Genomic DNA, 20,006 nt, shown 5'->3' with positions numbered 1-20,006 from the left:
CCTGCCTGTCTCACCTGAAACCGCCGTCCATGGCGGTTTCTCCTAATGCGCTATGCCTGCGTTCGGCGTCTTCAAGGGCGCCCAACACCCTGCTTATCTCACTATTTTCATTGCCTTTCATAACACAACATCAAACGAATGGGATAAGAATGGTTCATCGCGTCTTAGCGTGAACTTTTTACTCGCGAGCCAGCTCGAACAGGCGCCGCGCCGCCGGGGCCAGCCCCAACATGTGAATGCAGGCATGCACCATGCCCGGCAACCGTTCACAGCGTACCGCCACACCCGCTTCACGCAGCCGCTGCGCATACAGTTCGGCCTCATCGCGTAGCGGATCATATTCGCAGCTCAGGATAGTGGCCGGCGGCAATCCGCGCAGCGTGGCGGCGTGCAGCGGCTCGGCGCCGGGATCGCGTCGCAGGGCCAGGTACTGCTGCCAACAAAACACCATCGCGTCGCGCGTCAAAAAATGCCCCTCGGCGAATTCGCGATAGCTCTTCGTCGCCATTTCGCGGCTGAGCGCCGGGTACAGCAGCAGTTGACGTTCAATGTGCGGGCCCCCGCGATCCCGCGCCAACAGCGCGACCGCCGCCGCCAGATTGCCTCCGGCGCTGTCACCACCCACCGCCAGATGGTCAGCGTCAATCCCTAACTGCGGCGCCTGTTGCGCCGCCCAACAGAGCGCCTGATAGACATCTTCCAGCGGCTGTGGAAAAGGAAACTCCGGCGCCAGTCGATAATCGACCGACAGGATTATCCGATCGGTGGCGTTAGCCAGCGCCTGACAGGGCTGGTCATACAGCGACAGCGAACCGAGGCACCAGCCGCCGCCGTGGGCGAACAGCATCGCCGGTTGTGCGGCAGCGCGCCTTTCCCCCGCCGGTAGATAGGCGCGCAGCGCAATCCGGTGCCCATCGGTGGCGACCAGCGTAAAATCCCTGACGCCGCCGCTCGGTTGCGGTGCGCCCTGCAGCAGACGCAAACCGCTTTCCGTGGCCGCCCGCATGTCCGCCAACGACGCGGGTGGCGGCGCGTCGGCCGAGGCCGCCAAAAAGGCGGCGATGCGTTCATCAAGCGGCATGTTGCTCTCCCGCCAGGAACGGCGCAATCAGCGCGATAAACGCCTCATGACACTCCTCGGTGATGAAATGGCCGCAGCTGGCGACCGTTTCGCCCCGCAGATCGTGCGCATTGCCCTGCAGCGTCGTCAGCGGCGCGTCGCCGGTGGCGTGCTCCGCTCCCACCGTCAACACCGGCATCGTCAACGGCGTGGCGGCGCGCAGCCGGTTCTGGCGAACGGTCTCCGGGATCGCCCGGTAATAGTCGAATCCGGCGCGCAGGCCGCCCGGCGCCGAATAGGCGGCGATATAGACCTCAGCCGCCACCCGATCGCGCCGATAAGACCAGCGGTTGAAGATATAGCCAAGATACTCCCGCTCGCGCCCCTGGGTCAGGGTCTCCGGCAAATCCGCCAGCTGGTTGAACATGAAATGCCACAGGAAGATATTCTCCTCCGGCGCGACGAAAATCGGCGGCGGCGGCGCCAGACCGGGGATCACCGCCTCCGTCAGTACCAGACGCTCCACCGCCTGCGGGAAATCGCTCGCCATGGCGTAACCGATCCACATGCCGATGTCGTGGCCGACCAGTTGGTAACGTTGATGGCCCAGCTGCGCCATCATCGCGTGCAGCGCCGCACCGATGCTGCCGGTGTCGTAGCCGCCCGCGGGCTTGTCAGAGTCGCCGATGCCCGGCGGATCGACGGCGATCGCCTGAAAACCGGCCGCCGCCAAGGCGCGCATCACATAACGCCAGGTGTACCAGGTTTGCGGCCAGCCGGGGATCAGCAGCACCGGCCGCCCTTCGCCGGCCACCACGCAGTGAAGGCGCCGGCCGTTGACCTGGGTATAGACGTGTTCCGCCGCGAGATCCTGCAACAGGATCTCGTTTTGACTGTGTTTCATGGGGTTAACTCCCTGTGGGGTCAGGCTCAGCGAATGCCGAGCAATGCATTGATCTGCTGAGGATTGACCGGTGCACCGGCGAAGTCATCAAACACTTTGTCGGTGACACGGATAATGCGATCGCGAATGAAGGCCGCGCCTTCGCGAGCGCCGTCCTGTGGATTTTTCAGGCAGCACTCCCACTCCAGCGTCGCCCAGCCCGGATAGCCATACTGCGTCAAACGGGAGAAAATGCCGTTGAAATCGACCTGGCCGTCGCCCAGCGAGCGGAAACGGCCGGCGCGATCGATCCAGGACTGATAACCGCCGTATATGCCCTGACGACCGGTCGGATTGAACTCGGCGTCCTTAACGTGGAACATGCCGATAACGTCCTTATAGATATCGATAAACTCCAGATAGTTAAGCTGCTGCAGCACCATGTGGCTCGGATCGAACAACACCCGGCAACGCGGATGGTTGCCGACGCGCTGCAGAAACATCTCAAACGTCACGCCGTCGTGCAGATCCTCACTCGGGTGAATTTCATAACACAGATTGATGCCCTGCTCCTCGCAGGCGTCGAGCACCGGCAGCCAGCGTTTGGCGAGCTCGTTGAACGCGGTGTCAATCAATCCTTCAGGGCGCTGCGGGAACGGGAACAGATAGGGCCAGGCCAGCGAACCGGAAAAGGTGCCCAGTTCGCTGAGCCCCAGCCGCGCCGACGCCTTCACCGCCAAAAGCATTTGCTGCAGCGCCCACTCGCCGCGGGCCTTGGGATCGCCCTGCAGCGCCGGCGGCGCAAAGCTGTCGCACAGCGCATCGTAAGCCGGGTGCACCGCCATCAGCTGGCCGAAGATATGGCTGGTCAGTTCGCTGACCACCAACCCCTGCTCCGCCAACATGCCGGTCAAATCGTCGCAGTAGGTTTGGCTTTCCGCAGCGGTGGCCACGTCGAATAAACGCCGATCCCAGGCCGGGATCTGCAAGGCGGTAAAACCGGTCCGCGCCGCCCACTCGGCAATGGCGGGCAAGCTGTTGAACGGCGCCGCGTCATCGCTGAATTGCGCGAGATGCAGGCTTGGACCTTTGAGGGTTTTCATCGTAAACTCCTATTGGTTGTCGATTGACAAACAATAGGAGCAAAGCGCGGCGACCGCAAGCGAAATTTATAAAGGCATTGGTATTCCCGTCGATTTAAGCGATCCTATGTCGCTGAATGGCAGGTAAATTGGAGCAGCGAATGGCAGGCAGACCGCGCGAGTTCGATCGCGAACAGGCGCTATTGAAGGCGCGAAACTTATTCTGGCGGCAAGGTTACGAAGGCACTTCGATGTCGGATCTGGTGGCGGAGTTGGGCATCGCTTCCGCACGCATCTACAAAGCGTTCGGCTCCAAAGAGCAGCTGTTCCGCGAGGCGATTGCCTGTTATGAAACCGCCGAAGGGGGCTTCGCCGATCGCGCCTTCGCGACGGAAAGCGGCATTCGCCCGGCGCTCAAACGCCTGCTGGAAGACGCCGTGCGGCTTTATAGTCGGCCCGATCTGCCGCAAGGCTGCATGGTGGTCTCCGCCGCCGCCAGCGTCAGCGCGGAAAACGACGGGCTCAAAGCCTGGCTGGCAGAGCATCGGCTGCAGCGCACGCAGCAGATCGTCGAACGGCTTCGGCAGGCGGTGCAAACCGGCGAATTGCCGGCCGACACCGACGCCGACAGCCTGGGTGACTATTTCGCCGTCTTCTTGCACGGCCTGTCGATTCAGGCGCGTGACGGCGTCACCGAGGCGCGGTTATTGGCGGCGGTAAACGTGGCGCTGACGGCCTTGGGCGACCGCGCCTAATCGATTCTTGAATGCGGTTCAAACTCAGGCGCGTTTTACCTATGGCTGTGGAGGAACTGCGTTTTTGACAAAATCCGCGACGTGGGGATTGATATTTTCCGCCTTGTGAATCAGAGCAACCTGATACGGGATCTGTTCTCCACTAAGCCGACAAAAAGAAACGTTTGCCCAGCCGCTTTTTTGCATGAATTCAGGGACCAGACTGACGCCTAATCCCGAAGCAACAAGGCCGACTATCGTTTCCATCTGTACGGCTCGCTGAACAACCTCAGGAGCAAATCCTGCCTTTTCGCAGGCCTCAATGATAGCGCGATAGAGACCTGGCCCTTCTTGCTCAGGAAACAATACCCACGGCTCCCTGGCCAGGGCAGAAAGCGAAAGAACGCCGCTTGTTCCGGCAGGATGTTTACTCGGCAAAACGGCAATCAGCGGGCAGCTAAAAAATGGATGGCAAGACAGTTTCGGTATGGCGTATTCAGGAACAGGTAAAACCGCAATGCCAATATCAATCGTGTCTTCCAAAAGGCTCGCAACCTGTCGCGCCGTCGTCATTTCTTTCAATTCAAGAACAACCTGCGGACAGGAAAAGTGAAAACGGGCGACTATTTCGGGAAGCAGATGTCTGACGGCGGAAGCGACAAAACCGATGCGCAAAGCCCCCGTCATTCCCTGGCCGGCGCGTCGTGTCAGTAACATCGACCGTTCCATCTGCATGAGCGTCGTAACCGCTTCCTTCTGCAACACTGCCCCGGCGGGAGTCAATGCCGTTATTCGATTGGTTCGCTCAAAAAGCCGGGTGCCCAAAATCTCTTCCATTTGACGGATCGCTTTTGTCAGCGGGGGTTGAGCCATATGCAAACGCTCGGCCGCTTTCCGGACATTCATTGTTTCCGCAACCACAAGAAATTGGCGGAGCTGACGCAGAGTAAGCATGTCGTGATACCTAAAATATATTAAGAAAGCGCCACAATAGTATTAGACACGTCAAGGGGAGCACATGAAGATGCTTCCTGTATATATTCGTGGAGCAGAAATAACAATGAACATACTCAGATCGTTGTCACTGACTTATCGAAACCTAAATACGTTGCTAGCCCTCCTTATCATGTCAGCGTCGTCAACGCTGGCTGCATCAAAAGAAAATGAAATCCCCACACCGGTAAATCGAACAGACAGATACATTTTGCTTGCGGGCGGAGAGCAACTGCACGTCAGGGAAGTCAGCCTGAAATCTGAGGGCAAACCTGTACTGCTGATTCATGGCGCACGGGTTCCCGGCCTGGCCTCTTTTGATTTGCCCGTCAAGGGCGGCTCTTTGGCGGCAGATCTGGCATTAGCCGGTTTTCGGGTATATATCCTCGATCTGCGGGGATATGGGTTATCCAGCCGGCCGGCCGCGATGGACAGCCCTCCTAACCAGTCAGCGCCGTTGATCCGTACTGCGGACGCCATAACCGATATCGATCGCGCCGTGCAGGCTATTCAGGCGTGGAGCGGCGCCCCTCGCGTTAATCTCCTGGGATGGGCGACTGGAGGACACTGGGCGGGCGCTTATGCAGCCCAATATCCACAGAATGTGGAACGGCTGGTGCTCTATAACACGCTTTATGGCGGAACCGCTCACCACCCGCTGCTGGGCCAGGGATCGCCGCTGGACGATCCTCAAAATCCCGGGCACTTCAACGCCGCCAAATTTGGCGGCTGGAGCCTCAACACGCGAGACAGTCTGTTTGTCGCCTGGGATAACAGCATTCCCGTGGCGGATAAAACACAGTGGCGTGATGAAACAGTTAAACGCGCTTACGGTGATGCCGCACTGGCATCGGACAACACCTCACAGCGCAGAACGCCACACAGCTTCCGCGCTCCGACCGGTGCAATGGCTGACAGCTTTGAACTGGCGATGGGCAGAAAACAGTGGTCCGCAACAGCCTTAACAACCGTTCCCGTATTGGTTGTTCGCTCGGAGCGGGATTTCTGGAGCCGGCCCGAGGATGTTGACGCCATCATGAAAGATGCCCCTTCAGCCGAAAAGCTGGTCATTCCTGAAGCGACACATTTTGTCCATCTCGATAGAGATAACGCCGGCAGACAACGCTTTCTCCAGGGCGTTGTCAGATTTCTGGCGCAGCCTCAGCCCAACGACGGCACTTGATCTTCCGGCAAATCGACAATCACCAGCGTGCCTTCGCTGCCCGGCAACACGCGGTGCGGCACGCCGGCCGCGGCCTGATACAGCTGACCGGCCCGCACCACCACTTCTTCCCCCGCCACCTGCAGCCGCAGGTGGCCGCTGATCACCAGCAACCCTTCGCTGTAATCATGCACTTCATCCGCAATGCTGCGCGCATCCATGCGCAGCACTTTGATATTGGCCGCACCGACGCGGCCCAGCACGGCAGAGCGCCAGGCCTCAGGCAGTTCGGCCGCCTGCTGGTTTAAATCGAACAGCATCGGAATCCCCCAGGTGCATGAAAAAACGCACTCTAGCCTGATTCTGCGCCGCAGGGAAAGACGCTTTGGTTGCAGGTTATGACCGTTGGTTCTGAGGCGAGACGCGCCGGATGAACGCTTAAGGCAGCAGCGCCGCGGCCTCCCGATCGGCGATAATCAACAGGTCCGGATGCAGCATCAAAATGCTGGCGGGCACCCCGCTCTCCACCGGCCCGCTGACAATGCGCCGCAAAATGTCCGCTTTGTGCGAACCGTTGACGAGCAGCACCAGCTTTTTGGCGGCCATCACGCTTGCAGGCCCCAGGGTGACGTAATGATCGGGCAGCCATTCAGTGCGGCCGCCCACCTCTTTGAGCAAAATGTCCGCCAGATCCGGCCTAGCGGAAACCGGCACCCGACAGGTGCGGTCTTCGAAGGCGGTGGTGCCCGGCAGATTGCCGCAGAAATGCCCGTCCGCCCCGACGCCCATCACGATCGCATCCAGCCCGCCATCTTCGGCGATACGCCGATCGTGCTGCAGGTAGTTGTCCGAATTCAAGACGTGCAGTTGCCGCTCGGGGATCGCCGCCGGGCCAAAGAACATACGGTGCAGATTCTCCATGGTGACGCCATAGCCCGATCGGCCGGCGTAAGGAATTTCATCGAAATTATAGTAATGCGCGTTGGCGAATTCCGCGTGGCCCTTGACGCGCGGAGCCAACAACTCATACATCCGTTTAGGCGTCGAGCCGGCGGTGATAGCCAGATTGACGCGCTGCGGGCGCAGCATGTAACTCAACAACAGGCTGGCGGCCAGCTCACTCATTTCCTGGTAGTCATTAGCGACGACAAGTTTCATTCCCTTCTCCTTTTGCAAAAAAAAAAAACCTAACCGCCCATCCGGCCATGTTCGATGCCGGGAGAGAAGTTAGGTTTTGCCTGATCGCGTCAGTAACAATCCGTTTCTTGTCAGGTTATGGCGGCCAGGAATGAAATGCAAACCGCGTTGTGTGATGCAAGCCGCAATTGCGGCGATGCCTTTTTCGCGCCCTATACCGGCACGCGGCGGCTAATCTCCACCACCTGATCGCTGGGCAGGTAGTAATAATCCGTGACGTGCATGCCGTTGCGCACCATCAGCGCGAACAGGTTGCGCTGCCAGGATGGCAACCGGTCGTTCGCTTCGCGGCGCACCACGGTCTCGTGCCCGAGATAGTAGGTCGCCTCGTCGAAGTTCAGACCGGATTTCTGCGCCTCGACATGCTGCAACAGCTGCGGGATGTTAGGCCGCTCCATAAAGCCATAGCTGGCCACGCCGCACCAAAAGCCCGGTGACAGCTCGCGCATCACCAAACGTTCAGCATTCGAGACCCGCGGCTCATTGACGATGGCAATGGTGAGCGCCAGCACGTTGGCGTGCAGCGAACCGTTACGCTTGACCTGCCATTTCATCACCGGCGGCGTCCCTTGCAGGCTGCGAGTCAGGAATACCGCGGTGCCCGGCACGCGCGGCACGGATTCGCGGCGGATTTTCTCCAGGAAATCCGCTACCGGCACTGTAGTTTCACCGAGGGTGCGCGCGGCCGCCAGCACCCCGCGATGCCAGATCAGCATCACGGTATAGACCGCGGCGGCCAACAGCAGCGGGATATAACCGCCCTGCAGCACTTTAGTCATGTTGGCCGTCAGGAAGCTCAAATCGACCACGAAGAAACCGCCCGCCACCAACAGGCTGGCGATCGGCCCCCAGCGCCACACCTCGCGCATGGCGACGAACAGCAGGCCGGTGGTCATGATCATGGTCAACGAAACGGCGATGCCGTAGGCGGCGGCCAGATTGTCCGACGATTTAAAGAACACGGTAAGGAACAGCGTCACCACCATCAGCAGCCAGTTGATGGCGCCAATGTAGATCTGCCCGTAACTTTCCTCGGTGGTTTGCCTGACCCGCAGCCGCGGCAGCCACCCCAGTTGGATCGCCTGCCGGGTCATGGAAAACGCACCGCTGATGATCGCCTGGCTGGCGATGATCGTCGCCAGCGTGGCCAGGATCACCAGCGGGATCAGCAGCGCCGGCGGGCATAAACGGAAGAAGATGTTCTGCGTGACATCGGCGCCGCTCAGGATCAGCGCGGCCTGACCGGCGTAGTTAAGCAACAGGCTGGGAAAAACGATGCCGAACCAGGCCAGCCAAATCGGCCGTTTGCCGAAATGCCCCATGTCGGCATACAGCGCTTCGGCGCCGGTGACGCACAAAAACACGCCGCCCAGCACCAGGAAGCTGGTCAGTCCGTTGGAGAACAGAAAGTGAATGCCGTAGAGCGGGTTCAGCGCCAGCAATACCGCCGGATGCTGGATGATGCCCCACACGCCCAACGCAGCGATCGACAGGAACCACAGCGCCATGATCGGCCCGAACACGCGGCCGATGCGCGCGGTACCCAGCGGCTGAATGGCGAACAGACTGAGCAAAATCACCACCGCCGCCGGCAGAATAAAGGGCTGCGACGCCGGCAGCACGATGTTCAGCCCTTCGAGGGCCGAGAGCACCGAGATGGCCGGCGTGATGGCGCCGTCGCCGTAAATGAGCGCGGCGCCGAACAGGCCGGCGAACAGCACCAGCGGCCGGGATTTTCGCTTGCTGACCAGCAGCGACATCAGCGCCATGATGCCGCCCTCGCCGCGGTTGCCGATCCGCATGGCGAACATGGCGTATTTGAGAGAAGTGACGATCACCAACGTCCAGAATATCAGCGACAGCAGGCCAAGGATCACCGGCGCCGAAGGCGCGTCGCCGGAGAGAAACAGCACGGTTTTCAGGGTGTACAGCGGGCTGGTGCCGATATCGCCGAACACCACGCCCAATGCGCCCAACGCCAGCGGCGCCAGCCCCGTCTTATTCACGGTTTCCGTATCATTGCCGACAGACATCTGCTCGCTCCTTGACGTTGCGCTGAGAGTGGGAATTATTGTCACTTTGTGGCCGTCGCGCCACGTGATCGGCAAGTTAAGCATAGCCGTCATCTTCGCCAGTGACAGCATCGCGCGTTGAAGCTTCAGCAATCATCGCCGGTGAGCAACGGTTTAAAAACGCCCACCCCGGAGGGCCTATCACTTTCCTGTTGGCGTGGCGCGCGTCGTGGGAAAGTGAAATGAACGTCCGGCTCCCCCCTGTTTCCGCCCGGCGTTACGCGAGCCGGCTCTCATCGGCTTCGCGGCGCAGCCACTGCCGCAGATTTTCGCCTTCCTGCGACAGCTCGCTATCCAGTCGAGCGCACAGGTAATAATCGCGGCCGTCGTCGATCGGCAGATCGAACATTTTGATCAACTCACCGCTTTCAAGGTACTGGGCGATTAACGGTTCACGCATCAACGCGCACCCTAACCCCGCCTGCACCGCCGCCAACGTCAACAATCCGTCCTCAAACATCGGGCCGATACTGCGCAGCGGACGCTTGACGCCGGCCTGCTGAAACCATTGCATCCAGGTATTGCGCTCCTCGTCGTGCAGCAGCGGCAGCGTCGCCAGCTGCTCCGGCGTATCGAGCAAACCATGCAGTTTACTGAATGCCCGGCTGCACACCGGCACCATTTTGCCGGACATCAGCTTCTCGCTGCGATAGCCGGTCCACTGCCCGACCCCGAAGCGGATCGACAGGTCGGCGGCGTCGCTCAGGTAATTGCGGTGGTTGGCGTAGACCACATTGATGTCGATATCCGGATTTTCGCGCAGGAAACCGCGCAGCCGCGGAATGAACCAACCCATGCCGAACAGCGGGATCAGGCTGATGGTCACCTGCCGCGACGCGGATTGCTCGCGCACGTGTTCGGTCGCCTGGCGCAGCACGTTGAACGCCGAGCGAATCGAACGGTAATACTCCCGCCCCTCGCTGCGCAGCACCAGGTTACGCCCCTGCCGTTCGGTCAACGGCATCTGCAAAAATGCCTCCAACGTTTTGAGTTGATGACTGACCGCCGAAGGCGAAATCATCAGCTCGTTAGCCGCCGCGCTGATGCCACCCAGGCGCGCGATGGCTTCGAACGCCCGCACGGCGCGCAGCGGCGGATCGTTCGGCAGCATCGGCAATGGCTCATCGTACTGTTCTGTTTTTTTCATATATTGACTGTTTTTGGGAAATCGACACTGAAGGAATGGATTCAATATACATAAAAATCAACGCATTAAAATCACTCGTTTTTTGTATAAGAAAGTATTTTTCCGTATTTTACAATTTTTTTAAATTCTCTACTGTGACCCTCCTGACTCATTATCTCCGGACTCTCTCTATGGATACGCTGGTACAGCAAACCGTCAACGGTTTGATGCTCGGCAGCATCTATGCGCTGATCGCGCTCGGTTACACCATGGTGTACGGCATCCTGCGCATCATCAATTTCGCGCACGGCGACGTGCTGATGGTCGGTGCGCTGAGCGCGCTGTCGGCGATAAGCCTGTTGCAACACCACTTTCCCGCGTTACCGCCGTATGCCACGCTGCTGCTGGCGGCCCTGTTCGCCATGGCGGTCTGCGCCATCACCTCGATGGCGATCGAGCGTCTCGCCTACCGCCGGTTGCGCAATGCACCGCGCCTGGCCCCGCTGATCAGCGGTATCGGCGTCTCGTTGCTGCTGCAAACCCTGGCGATGCTGATCTGGTCACGCAATCCCCTGATGTTTCCGCAACTGCTGCCAATGACCCCCATCACCCTGACCGCAGGCAGCGGCGGGCATGCGCCGGCGGTGATCACCGGCACGGCGATCGTCACGCTGGCGGTGGCCGTCGCGGTCATGGCCGGCTTATGGCTGCTGGTCGAACACAGCCGTTTCGGCCGCGCCATGCGCGCCACGGCGGAAAACCCGCAGGTCGCCGGCCTGATGGGCATCAGTCCTGACCGCATCATCGTTCTGACCTTCGCGCTCGGCGGCGCGCTGGCGGCGGTGGCCGGCATCATGATGGCCAGCAACTACGGCAACGCCGGTTTCTCGATGGGCTTTCTGCCGGGCATCAAGGCGTTTACCGCCGCCGTGCTCGGCGGCATCGGCAACCTGCGCGGCGCGATGCTCGGCGGATTGCTGCTGGGCCTGTTCGAATCGCTGGGCACCGGCTATCTCGGCGAGCTGACCGGCGGCGTGTTCGGCAGCAACTACCAGGACGTGTTCGCGTTTCTGGTGCTGATCGCCGTGCTGGTCTTCCGCCCCTCCGGGCTCTTGGGCGAACGCATCGCCACGCGCGCATAAGGACATCACCATGACCGTTTTGACTCCTCCGGTTCCTCTGGCCACGCCGCGCCGCGCCAGGCTGGGGCTGACGCTGTTCATTCTCGCGCTGCTGCTGGCGCCCTGGGTGGCGGGCGCCGCCGGGGGCAACTACTGGGTGCGGGTCGTCGATTTCGCCCTGCTGTACCTGATGCTGGCGCTCGGGCTGAACATCGTGGTGGGCATGACCGGGTTGCTGGACATGGGCTTTATCGCCTTTTACGCCGTCGGCGCCTATTTGGCCGCGCTGCTGTCGTCACCGCATCTGACACAGCAATTCCCGCTGCTGCTGCAGTGGTTCCCCGACGGGCTGCACCTGTCGATGCTGGGTCTGATCCCGCTGGCGGCGCTGCTGGCGGCGGCGTGCGGCATCCTGCTCGGCGCGCCGACGCTGCGGCTGCGCGGCGATTATCTGGCGATCGTCACGCTCGGTTTCGGCGAAATCGTGCGCATTCTGATGCGCAATCTCGACCGCCCGGTCAACCTCACCAACGGCCCCAAAGGCATTTCCGGCATCGATCCGGTCAGCCTGTTCGGCCTGAAGTTTTCCGGCATGCATGAGTGGTTCGGCGTACGTTTTTCCGGCCTGTACCTGTATTACTACCTGTTCGCCGCCCTGCTGCTGGCGATCCTCTTCATCAGCCTGCGGCTGCAGAACTCGCGCATCGGCCGCGCGTGGACGGCGATCCGCGAAGACGAGGACGCCGCGCGGGCGATGGGCATCAACACCCGCAACTTCAAGCTGCTGGCCTTCGCCATCGGCGCCACCTTCGGCGGCGTGGCCGGCGCGCTGTTCGCCGCGTTTCAGGGCTTCGTGTCGCCGGAATCGTTCACCCTGCAGGAATCGATCGCCGTACTGGCGATGGTGGTGCTCGGCGGCATGGGGCACATCCCCGGCGTGATCCTGGGCGCGCTGCTGCTGGCCGCCCTGCCGGAGCTGCTGCGCAGCAGCATGGGGCCGCTGCAGCAGGCGCTATTCGGCCAGGTGCTGATCGACCCGGAAATCATCCGCCAACTGTTTTACGGCCTGGCGCTGATCCTGGTGATGCTGTATCGCCCGGCGGGCCTGTGGCCGGCCCGCCACGCACGGGGGAACGCCGCATGACGCCGCTGCTCGCTTTACACCATATCAGCAAACGCTTCGGCGGCCTGACGGCGGTGGATGACGTCAGCATGAGCATCCGCCAGGGGGAAATCTACGGCCTGATTGGGCCGAACGGCGCCGGTAAGACCACCTGCTTCAACCTGATCACCGGCCTGTATCGCGCCGACGCGGGCGAGTTCCGCCTGGCGGGCCAGCGCTATAAGCCCCAGGCGATCGACAAAGTGGCGCAGGCCGGCATTGCCCGCACCTTCCAAAACCTGCGGTTGTTCAATGAAATGAGCGTGCTGGAAAACGTGATGGTCGGCTGCCACGTGCGCACCCGCAACGGCCTGTGGGCGGCGATCGCCCGGCACCGTCGCGCCAGGGAGGAGGAACAGGCGGTGCGCGATAAATCTCATGCGCTGCTGGAGTACGTCGGCATCAGCCAATTCGCCCATTACCGCGCCGGCGATCTCGCCTACGGCCATCAGCGGCGGCTGGAGATCGCCCGCGCGCTGGCGACCGAGCCCCGGTTGCTGGCGCTGGACGAACCGGCGGCCGGCATGAACGCCGGAGAAAAAGTGGCGCTGCGCGAACTGCTGCTGCGCATCCGCGACAGCGGCAAAACGCTGCTGCTGATCGAACACGACGTCAAGCTGGTGATGGGTCTGTGCGATCGGCTGACGGTGCTGGATTACGGCAAAGCGATCGCCGAAGGCGAACCGGCTCAGGTGCGGCGCGAACCGGCGGTCATTCAAGCCTATCTGGGAGGCGGCGCGCATGTCTGAAGCCCTGCTGAGCGTTAAACGACTCAAAGTGTCTTATGGCGGCATTCATGCGGTCAAAGGCATCGATTTCACGGTGAGCGCCGGCGAACAGGTGACGCTGATCGGCGCCAATGGCGCGGGCAAAACCTCGAGCCTGCGGGCGCTGACCGGCCTGCAGCCGTTTGAGGGCGACATCCTGTTCGACGGCCGTTCGATTCGCGGCATGCCGCCGCACCACTTGCTGCAGCAAGGGCTGGTGATGGTGCCGGAGGGACGCGGCATTTTCACCCGCCTGACGGTGCGAGAAAACCTGCAGCTGGGTGCCTATGCGCGGCGTGACGCATCGGCGGTGCGGCAAGATTTCGAACGCGTGTGCGCCACCTTCCCACGGCTGAGCGAGCGCCTGCATCAACCGGCCGGGCTGCTTTCCGGCGGTGAACAACAGATGGTGGCGATGGGCCGCGCGCTGCTCAGCCGCCCGCGGCTGCTGATCTTGGACGAACCGTCGATGGGGCTGGCGCCGATTGTGGTGGAGGCCATTTTCTCGGTCATCAAGCAGTTAGCCCGTGACGGCGTCACGCTGCTGTTGGTCGAGCAGAATGCCCGCCTGGCACTGGCGTCCACCGATCGCGCCTACGTTCTGGACAGCGGCAGCCTGAGCCACAGCGGCCGCTCCGCCGACATGCTGGACGATGAAAAAATCAAACGGATCTATTTGGGTGAATAACCGTTGTTACCTTTAACCGCACCAGGAGTATGACATGCAGCAGAACATTCGCATCAAGCCGTTGGCGCTGGCCGCCATGACAATGATCCTGAGCCTCCCGGCGCTGGCGGACGACACCGTGTTGATCGGTCTTGCCGGGCCGCTGACGGGCCCTTCCGCGCGCATCGGCAAAGATCTCGAAAACGGTGCACGGCTGGCGATCGCCGACGCTAACGCACAGAAACCGACGCTGAACGGCAAACCGGTCACCTTCAAGCTGGTGTCCGAGGACGATCAGTCCGACCCGCGCACCGCCGTGGCCGTGGCGCAGCGTTTGGTCGACGAAGGCGTCGCCGGCGTGGTCGGCCACTGGAACACCGGCACCAGCATCCCGGCGGCGCGCATCTATCACGACGCCGGCATCGCTCAGGTGGCGCCGGTGGCGACCGGTCACGGCTACACGCAGCAAGGTTTTGACACCAGCTTTCGCGTGATGGGCCACGACGACGACGGCGGCAACTACGCCGGGCAATATGCGGTGAAGACGCTGAAAGCCAAGCGCATCGCAGTGATAGACGATCGCACCGCTTTCGGCCAGGGGCTGGCGGACGAGTTTATCAAATCGCTGCAGGCCCAGGGCGTGCAGCCGGTCACCCGTGAGTATGTGGATGACAAGACCGTTGATTTCAGCGCCGTACTGACCACCGTCCGCAGTAAAAACGCCGATCTGATCTTCTTCGGCGGCGTGGATTCGCAGGCGGCGCCGCTGGCGCGCAAACTGAAACAGCTGGGCATGAACGCGCAGCTGATGGGCGCCGGCGGCTTCGTCAGCCAAACCTTCCTGACGCTGGCGCAGCGGGAAGGCGAAGGCGTCGTCGCGCTGGAGCCGGGGCTACCGCTGGAACAGATGCCGGGCGGCAAGGCGTTTGAACAAGCCTACCGCGATCGTTATCACACCCACATCGAACTGCATGCGCCCTTCGCCTACGACGCCACCCGGGTGCTGATCGCCGCCATTGAGCAAGCCGATTCGGCCAATCCGGCCGATTATCTGCCGAAACTGCGCGCCATACATTACCAGGGCGTCACCGGCGACATCGCCTTCGATGCGCAAGGCAACCTGCAACAGCCGAGCTTCACCCTGTACCGGGTGGTTGACGGCAAATGGCAGCCGCAAACCGTGTTGGGCGGCGCCAAGTCACAATAAATCAAGAGGAGCAAGGCGATGAGCTGTGCAAAAAACGAATTGGGCATTTTGGCCCGCAGAAAGATCGAGGCGGAGATCATCAAGCCGATCTACCAGATTCTGGTGCGTGAAATCGGCAAGGCGCGCGCCCAGGCGGTGATCGGCGAAGCCATCGAGAATGCCGCCATCGAGGCGGGCAAACAGTTCGCCGCCCAGGAACCGAACGGCGCGGATCTGCACAGCTTCGCCGCCTTGCAGTACCTGTGGGAAAAAGACGATGCGCTGCGCGTCGAGGTGATCAATCAGGACGCGCAGCACTTCGACTATAACGTCACCCGCTGCCGCTACGCCGAGATGTATCACGAGATGGGGCTGGGGGAGATCGGCCACCTGCTCTCCTGCGCTCGCGACAGTCAGTTTATCGTTGGCTATGCCCCTGACGTCGACCTGCAGCGCAGCCAGACCATCATGTCCGGCGCCCCCTGCTGCGATTTCCGCTACACCGCTAAAACGCCGGGAGAAGATCAATGACGTATCGAGTCAACGGCGAGCGCCTGTGGCAAAGCCTGCAGACGATGGCGCAGTTCGGCGCCATCGCCAATAACGGCGTCACCCGGCTGGCGCTGAGTGAAGAAGATCGGCAAGCGCGCGATCAGCTGCGCGCCTGGGCGCTGGAGGCGGGTTGCACCGTACGCGTCGACAAAATGGGCAACATGTTCCTGCGGCGTGAAGGCGCTCGCCCCGAGCTGGCGCCGGTCGTCACCGGCTCGCACGGTGATTCGCAGTCCCGCGGCGGCCGTTTCGACGGCATCTACGGCGTGCTGGCCGGATTAGAGGTTATTCGTACCCTTAACGATCGGCAGATCGTCACCGAACGCCCGATTGAAGTGATCAACTGGACCAACGAAGAAGGCGCGCGCTTCGCGCCGGCGATGATCGCCTCGGGCGTGTTCGCCGGGGTATTCGACCTGGAATACGGTCTGACGCGCCGCGACGAGCACGGCGTCAGCCTCGGCGACGCGCTGGAGCGCATCGGCTACGCCGGCGAGTATCCGGTGGGCGGTTCGCCGATCCATGCCGCCTTCGAGTTGCACATCGAACAGGGGCCGATTCTGGAAGCGGAGCATCTCGACATCGGCGTAGTCACCGCCGCACAAGGGCAGCGCTGGTATGAACTGGAGGTCGTCGGCTTCAGCGCCCATGCCGGCACCACGCCGATGGATCGGCGCCGCGACGCCCTGCTCGGCTTTGCGGCGCTGGTCACGGCGGTCAACCGCATCGGTTGGGATTTCGCGCCCGACGCGCGCGCCACGGTGGGCATGGCGCAAATCACCCCCAATTCGCGTAACGTGGTGCCGGGGCGCGTCTTTTTCAGCGTCGAATTCCGCCATCCGCAGGAGGCTATTCTGGCGCAGATGGAGCAGCGCCTACTGGCGGCGGTAAACGAGGTCAACGGCGGCGGCCTGGCCGCCCGGGCCGAGCGCATCTTCCAGTATCCCCCGATCGCCTTCGATCCGGGGTGTATTGGCAGCGTGCGTCACGCCGCGCAGGCATTGGGCTATCGCCATCGCGACATGATTTCCGGCGCCGGCCACGACGCCTGTTACCTTAATCGCGTCGCCCCGACCGCCATGATCTTCATTCCCTGCGTGGACGGCATCAGCCACAACGAGCGGGAAGATATCACCCCCGCCTGGGCCGCCGCCGGCGCCGATGTGTTGCTCAACGCCCTGCTGGCGCACGCCGACGCCTGATCCTCGCCCCGGTTTGGCGCCGGGGCAAAAAATACTCAACAAAACGGTTGAATATTAGCCTGCCTGATCTATATTCAACCATATGGTTGAATTATCTTCCTCACAGCTGGACGCCATTTTTCATGCGCTGGCCGATCCGACCCGCCGCTCGATGTTACGCGCGCTGGCCGGCGGTGAACGCAGCATCGGCGAACTGGCCGCGCCGTTGCAGATGTCGTTCGCCGGCGCCTCCAAGCACGTGAAAGCACTGGAACATGCGGGCCTGGTGCAACGCACCGTGCAAGGAAGAAACCATATCTGCCGGCTCGAACCCGAGCCTATGGCGCAGGCCATGCACTGGCTGCAAACCTATGAACATTTCTGGACTGAACGGCTGGATGCGCTCGAACAGGCGCTGCTGCAGCCCGAACAGCTTCCTCCCAAGGAGTGAACCATGAATGATTACGGCATGATTATCGAACCCGGTACGCTGCGCATCCAGCGGCTGCTGCCCGGCCCCATCGAGCGGGTGTGGGCTTACCTGACCGAATCCGACAAGCGCGCCACCTGGCTGGCGGCCGGCGCCATGAAGTTGGAAAACGGCGCGCCGCTGGAGCTGGAGTTTCGCAACTCCGATCTGGCGGGCGAGCACGAGCAACCGCCGGCCAAGTACAAACAGCACGGCGGCTGCGTCAGCAACCGCGGCCACATCACCTGCCTGTTCCCGCCGCGCCTGCTGAGCTTTACCTGGGCCGAACAGGAGCAGGGGCGCCCTTCCGAAGTGACCTTCGAGTTGACGGAACAGGGAAACGCGGTGCTGCTAACGGTCACCCACCGGCGCCTGGCTAACCGCGACGAGATGCTCAGCGTCGCCGGCGGCTGGCATACCCATCTGGATATTCTGCTGGATCGCCTGCACGATCGGGCTCCGCAGCCGTTCTGGAGCACCCATGCCCGGCTGGAAGAAGAGTACCGCGCCCGCCTGTAATTACGACTCGTCCCTGCGCCTGAACGCCAGATAACCGGCGATCAGCGTAAAACTGCCGACCAGCAACACCAGCAGGATAAAACCGTGGTGATTGCTGGCCAGCGGTATCCCTCCGACGTTCATGCCGAAAAAACCGGCGACGATGTTGATCGGCAACGCCAGCACGGTGATCACCGTCAGGGTGTAAAGCGTGCGGTTATTCTGCTCCATCAGTTTGGCGCCCAGCTCTTCCTGCAGCAGCCGAATGCGTTCGGTCAGGCTGGCGAGATCGTTCAACACCACGGTGAACTCTTCGGTAAACTGCCGCAGATCCTGCACCACCTCACGGCTCAGCCAGCTCGGCGGCCGGTTCAACAGGCGAAACAGCGCGGCCGGCTCCGGCGCCAACAGGCGCTGAAAGCGCAATAGCATGCGGCGCATGCGCCCCAGCTCGGCGCGGTTGCGTTTAACGCGGCTCGTCAGCAGACGATCCTCGATGGTATCGACATACTGGTTGGCCTGCCGCACCACCTGCTCCAGCACATCCTCCTGCTCTTCCAGCAGGTGCGCCAGCAGTTCGGTGGACGACGCCAGCTGCAGCGCCGTCAGGCGGCCCAGCAACCGCTCGATCAATCGCACCGGTTTATGACGCACGGTCACCACCAGCCCACGGCGGCAATACAGCCACAGCGTCGCCGTTTCCGGGTTGTTGTCTTCAGGGTGGAAGATCACGTCGTTGAGCACGGCGAACAGATCGTCGCCCTGCCGCTCGATGCGAGTAGTGTGGGAACCGTGGCGAATTTCGTGAAAGAAAAAATCGGAAATGGCGAAATGGTTTTTCAGCCACTTCTCCGCCGCCGCGTGGTTGAGATTGAGGTGCAGCCAGATAAAACCGTCGCCGGGCGACAACGTTTGGTAAGCCAGGCAAACCTGCTGCGAGTTCAGGCGCGCCGGCGGCTCGCCGGAGCGAAACGCATGGCCGTAGATCAGCCCGGTCACTTCATCATCAAAATCCAGCTTGTGCATCTTTTCCGCTGCCCTTTGCACCATAACGCCTTATCCTGCCTATTGCCGTTAGCCCAGATCGTCCACGCTGTTATAACAATCTTTATCGCTCGGCGTTAATGATTTTCAACGCTCTTGCTCATTAATATTTCCGTCATAAAAACGTCATTTCATTTTAAAAAGTTTTCATCCCTTGCCCGTTCAGCAACCGCACAATGGCTAAATGAATATAGCGGCTGATACCCTCCATCATGCAAGACACATTCATTTAAGGAACACGCTCAATAAGGAGACAACGACAATGAACAAGTTTATTACGGGCGGATGGAGCCAGTCTCTGGCTGGCCAACCGCATAAAGCGTTCGATGTCATGATGTACGGCATGGTAACCAACCTTGATGGCTTAACCACAGGCACCTCAGCCCAGCCAGGATGGAGTCCGGAAAAACAAAACAAACCCGATACGCTTCCCGGCTTTAACGGAAAGACGCTATGGGTTTACGGCGGCGGCGGATGCTCCCCGCAGCAAAAGCCGGCCAATGAGGATGAAGTGTTGAGGATCGTCGCGGCCACGGTCGATCGGGGCTGGGATGGCGTCGATTTTGATGACGAATGCAATATGAACACCGAACGGGTCATCGAAGCCATGAAACGGCTAAAAGAGGCCGGGAAAGAGACCAGCTTTGGTTTTATTGCCGGTTATTCTTACAACCACCCCAATACGGAAAATGGCAACAAGCTCAACGAGAAAGTCAGAAAAATCATTCAATCAGACCAATGCGACCGCTTTATCCATTACTGTTATGCGGCAGCGATGTGGAGCAATGACGATATTCTCGCTAATGTGATCCCGGCATTAAAACAATCGTTGGCGAACGGGGCCGAAAATAAAAAATGCATTCTGGCCCTGACGACCAAAGGATTGACCGACTGGAATTTAAATTACTTTATCGATCAGGTTTTGGACTTTAACCTTGGCGGATTATTTATTTGGAATTACGCTAACCTGACGGATGAGCACGATAAAATTATCCAGCGCCGGCTAGGCAATTAGCGCAGTTCGATTTGTCGCCGCACAACAAGCGGCCG

The 20,006-nt window shown here is 60.9% G+C and carries 21 protein-coding genes; 12 read left to right on the top strand and 9 right to left on the bottom strand.

The annotated features are described in order from the left end of the window. Positions 1-178 precede the first annotated feature (178 nt). The 3 genes from J0X03_RS11295 to J0X03_RS11285 are packed head-to-tail and all read right to left on the bottom strand — an operon-like array spanning position 179 to position 3,046. On the bottom strand, positions 179-1,081 hold the full coding sequence (locus tag J0X03_RS11295) for an alpha/beta hydrolase (RefSeq protein ID WP_160204323.1): 903 nt from the start codon (positions 1,079-1,081) through the stop codon (positions 179-181). After that, positions 1,071-1,964 (bottom strand): alpha/beta fold hydrolase, encoded by an 894-nt coding sequence (locus J0X03_RS11290; RefSeq protein ID WP_123061721.1) that lies wholly within the window; start codon positions 1,962-1,964, stop codon positions 1,071-1,073. Before J0X03_RS11290 ends, J0X03_RS11295 begins: the two co-directional genes overlap by 11 nt. Before the next feature lie 26 nt (positions 1,965-1,990). After that, complete coding sequence (locus tag J0X03_RS11285; RefSeq protein ID WP_033643176.1) at positions 1,991-3,046, bottom strand: sugar phosphate isomerase/epimerase family protein; 1,056 nt, start codon at positions 3,044-3,046, stop codon at positions 1,991-1,993. Positions 3,047-3,186: 140 nt separating this feature from the next. Here J0X03_RS11285 and J0X03_RS11280 point away from each other — a divergent pair, with 140 nt between their 5' ends. Beyond that, the gene (locus tag J0X03_RS11280) at positions 3,187-3,780 is read left to right on the top strand and encodes a TetR/AcrR family transcriptional regulator (RefSeq protein ID WP_033643177.1); all 594 of its coding nucleotides are present in this window, start codon (positions 3,187-3,189) and stop codon (positions 3,778-3,780) included. A gap of 39 nt (positions 3,781-3,819) precedes the next feature. On the opposite strand, the gene J0X03_RS11275 is transcribed toward J0X03_RS11280, so the two are convergent. Then, on the bottom strand, positions 3,820-4,713 hold the full coding sequence (locus J0X03_RS11275; protein WP_160204325.1) for a LysR family transcriptional regulator: 894 nt from the start codon (positions 4,711-4,713) through the stop codon (positions 3,820-3,822). A 64-nt stretch (positions 4,714-4,777) separates the two neighbouring features. Between J0X03_RS11275 and J0X03_RS11270 the strand changes: the two genes are divergently transcribed. After that, the gene (locus J0X03_RS11270; protein WP_197806206.1) at positions 4,778-5,935 is read left to right on the top strand and encodes an alpha/beta fold hydrolase; all 1,158 of its coding nucleotides are present in this window, start codon (positions 4,778-4,780) and stop codon (positions 5,933-5,935) included. Here J0X03_RS11270 and J0X03_RS11265 read toward each other — a convergent pair. The 4 genes from J0X03_RS11265 to J0X03_RS11250 form a co-directional block, all read right to left on the bottom strand. Then, positions 5,914-6,234: a cupin domain-containing protein gene (locus J0X03_RS11265; RefSeq protein WP_089194796.1), complete on the bottom strand. Its 321-nt coding sequence runs from the start codon at positions 6,232-6,234 to the stop codon at positions 5,914-5,916. The two genes, J0X03_RS11270 and J0X03_RS11265, sit on opposite strands and share 22 nt — an antisense overlap. 118 nt (positions 6,235-6,352) lie before the next feature. After that, positions 6,353-7,072 carry a glucosamine-6-phosphate deaminase gene (locus J0X03_RS11260; RefSeq protein ID WP_033643180.1) on the bottom strand — a complete coding sequence of 240 codons (720 nt, stop codon included), beginning with the start codon at positions 7,070-7,072 and terminating at the stop codon, positions 6,353-6,355. A 191-nt stretch (positions 7,073-7,263) separates the two neighbouring features. Next, on the bottom strand, positions 7,264-9,144 hold the full coding sequence (locus J0X03_RS11255; RefSeq protein WP_160204326.1) for a potassium transporter Kup: 1,881 nt from the start codon (positions 9,142-9,144) through the stop codon (positions 7,264-7,266). A 256-nt stretch (positions 9,145-9,400) separates the two neighbouring features. Next, positions 9,401-10,330, bottom strand: a complete 930-nt coding sequence (locus J0X03_RS11250; protein ID WP_033643182.1) for a LysR substrate-binding domain-containing protein — start codon at positions 10,328-10,330, stop codon at positions 9,401-9,403. A gap of 170 nt (positions 10,331-10,500) precedes the next feature. Between J0X03_RS11250 and J0X03_RS11245 the strand changes: the two genes are divergently transcribed. The 9 genes from J0X03_RS11245 to J0X03_RS11205 all read left to right on the top strand — a co-directional run bounded on the left by J0X03_RS11245 (position 10,501) and on the right by J0X03_RS11205 (position 17,933). Further along, the gene (locus J0X03_RS11245) at positions 10,501-11,451 is read left to right on the top strand and encodes a branched-chain amino acid ABC transporter permease (RefSeq protein ID WP_122003860.1); all 951 of its coding nucleotides are present in this window, start codon (positions 10,501-10,503) and stop codon (positions 11,449-11,451) included. A gap of 10 nt (positions 11,452-11,461) precedes the next feature. Next, entirely contained in the window at positions 11,462-12,574 is a 1,113-nt protein-coding gene (locus J0X03_RS11240; protein WP_033643184.1) for an ABC transporter permease subunit, read from the top strand. Beyond that, a complete protein-coding gene (locus J0X03_RS11235; RefSeq protein ID WP_033643185.1) occupies positions 12,571-13,341 on the top strand; it encodes an ABC transporter ATP-binding protein in 771 nt (256 codons plus the stop codon). The genes J0X03_RS11240 and J0X03_RS11235 overlap by 4 nt, the downstream gene beginning before the upstream one ends. After that, positions 13,334-14,047: an ABC transporter ATP-binding protein gene (locus J0X03_RS11230; protein ID WP_160204327.1), complete on the top strand. Its 714-nt coding sequence runs from the start codon at positions 13,334-13,336 to the stop codon at positions 14,045-14,047. Before J0X03_RS11235 ends, J0X03_RS11230 begins: the two co-directional genes overlap by 8 nt. A gap of 76 nt (positions 14,048-14,123) precedes the next feature. Then, positions 14,124-15,233: a branched-chain amino acid ABC transporter substrate-binding protein gene (locus J0X03_RS11225; protein WP_346405209.1), complete on the top strand. Its 1,110-nt coding sequence runs from the start codon at positions 14,124-14,126 to the stop codon at positions 15,231-15,233. An 18-nt stretch (positions 15,234-15,251) separates the two neighbouring features. Beyond that, on the top strand, positions 15,252-15,743 hold the full coding sequence (locus J0X03_RS11220; protein ID WP_060660672.1) for an L-2-amino-thiazoline-4-carboxylic acid hydrolase: 492 nt from the start codon (positions 15,252-15,254) through the stop codon (positions 15,741-15,743). Continuing rightward, positions 15,740-16,966, top strand: a complete 1,227-nt coding sequence (locus J0X03_RS11215; protein WP_160204328.1) for a Zn-dependent hydrolase — start codon at positions 15,740-15,742, stop codon at positions 16,964-16,966. Before J0X03_RS11220 ends, J0X03_RS11215 begins: the two co-directional genes overlap by 4 nt. Before the next feature lie 82 nt (positions 16,967-17,048). Beyond that, positions 17,049-17,396: an ArsR/SmtB family transcription factor gene (locus J0X03_RS11210; protein ID WP_004938187.1), complete on the top strand. Its 348-nt coding sequence runs from the start codon at positions 17,049-17,051 to the stop codon at positions 17,394-17,396. 3 nt (positions 17,397-17,399) lie between these two features. After that, the gene (locus J0X03_RS11205) at positions 17,400-17,933 is read left to right on the top strand and encodes an SRPBCC family protein (protein WP_033643190.1); all 534 of its coding nucleotides are present in this window, start codon (positions 17,400-17,402) and stop codon (positions 17,931-17,933) included. Here the strand turns inward: J0X03_RS11205 and J0X03_RS11200 are convergent, their stop codons facing one another. Beyond that, on the bottom strand, positions 17,934-18,962 hold the full coding sequence (locus J0X03_RS11200) for a transporter (RefSeq protein WP_033643191.1): 1,029 nt from the start codon (positions 18,960-18,962) through the stop codon (positions 17,934-17,936). A 256-nt stretch (positions 18,963-19,218) separates the two neighbouring features. Here J0X03_RS11200 and J0X03_RS11195 point away from each other — a divergent pair, with 256 nt between their 5' ends. Next, a complete protein-coding gene (locus J0X03_RS11195; protein ID WP_033643192.1) occupies positions 19,219-19,971 on the top strand; it encodes a hypothetical protein in 753 nt (250 codons plus the stop codon). Positions 19,972-20,006: the final 35 nt, after the last annotated feature.

Source organism: Serratia ureilytica (genome assembly GCF_017309605.1).
Taxonomy (GTDB): domain Bacteria; phylum Pseudomonadota; class Gammaproteobacteria; order Enterobacterales; family Enterobacteriaceae; genus Serratia; species Serratia ureilytica.
This window is presented reverse-complemented; position numbering and strand designations above follow the sequence as displayed.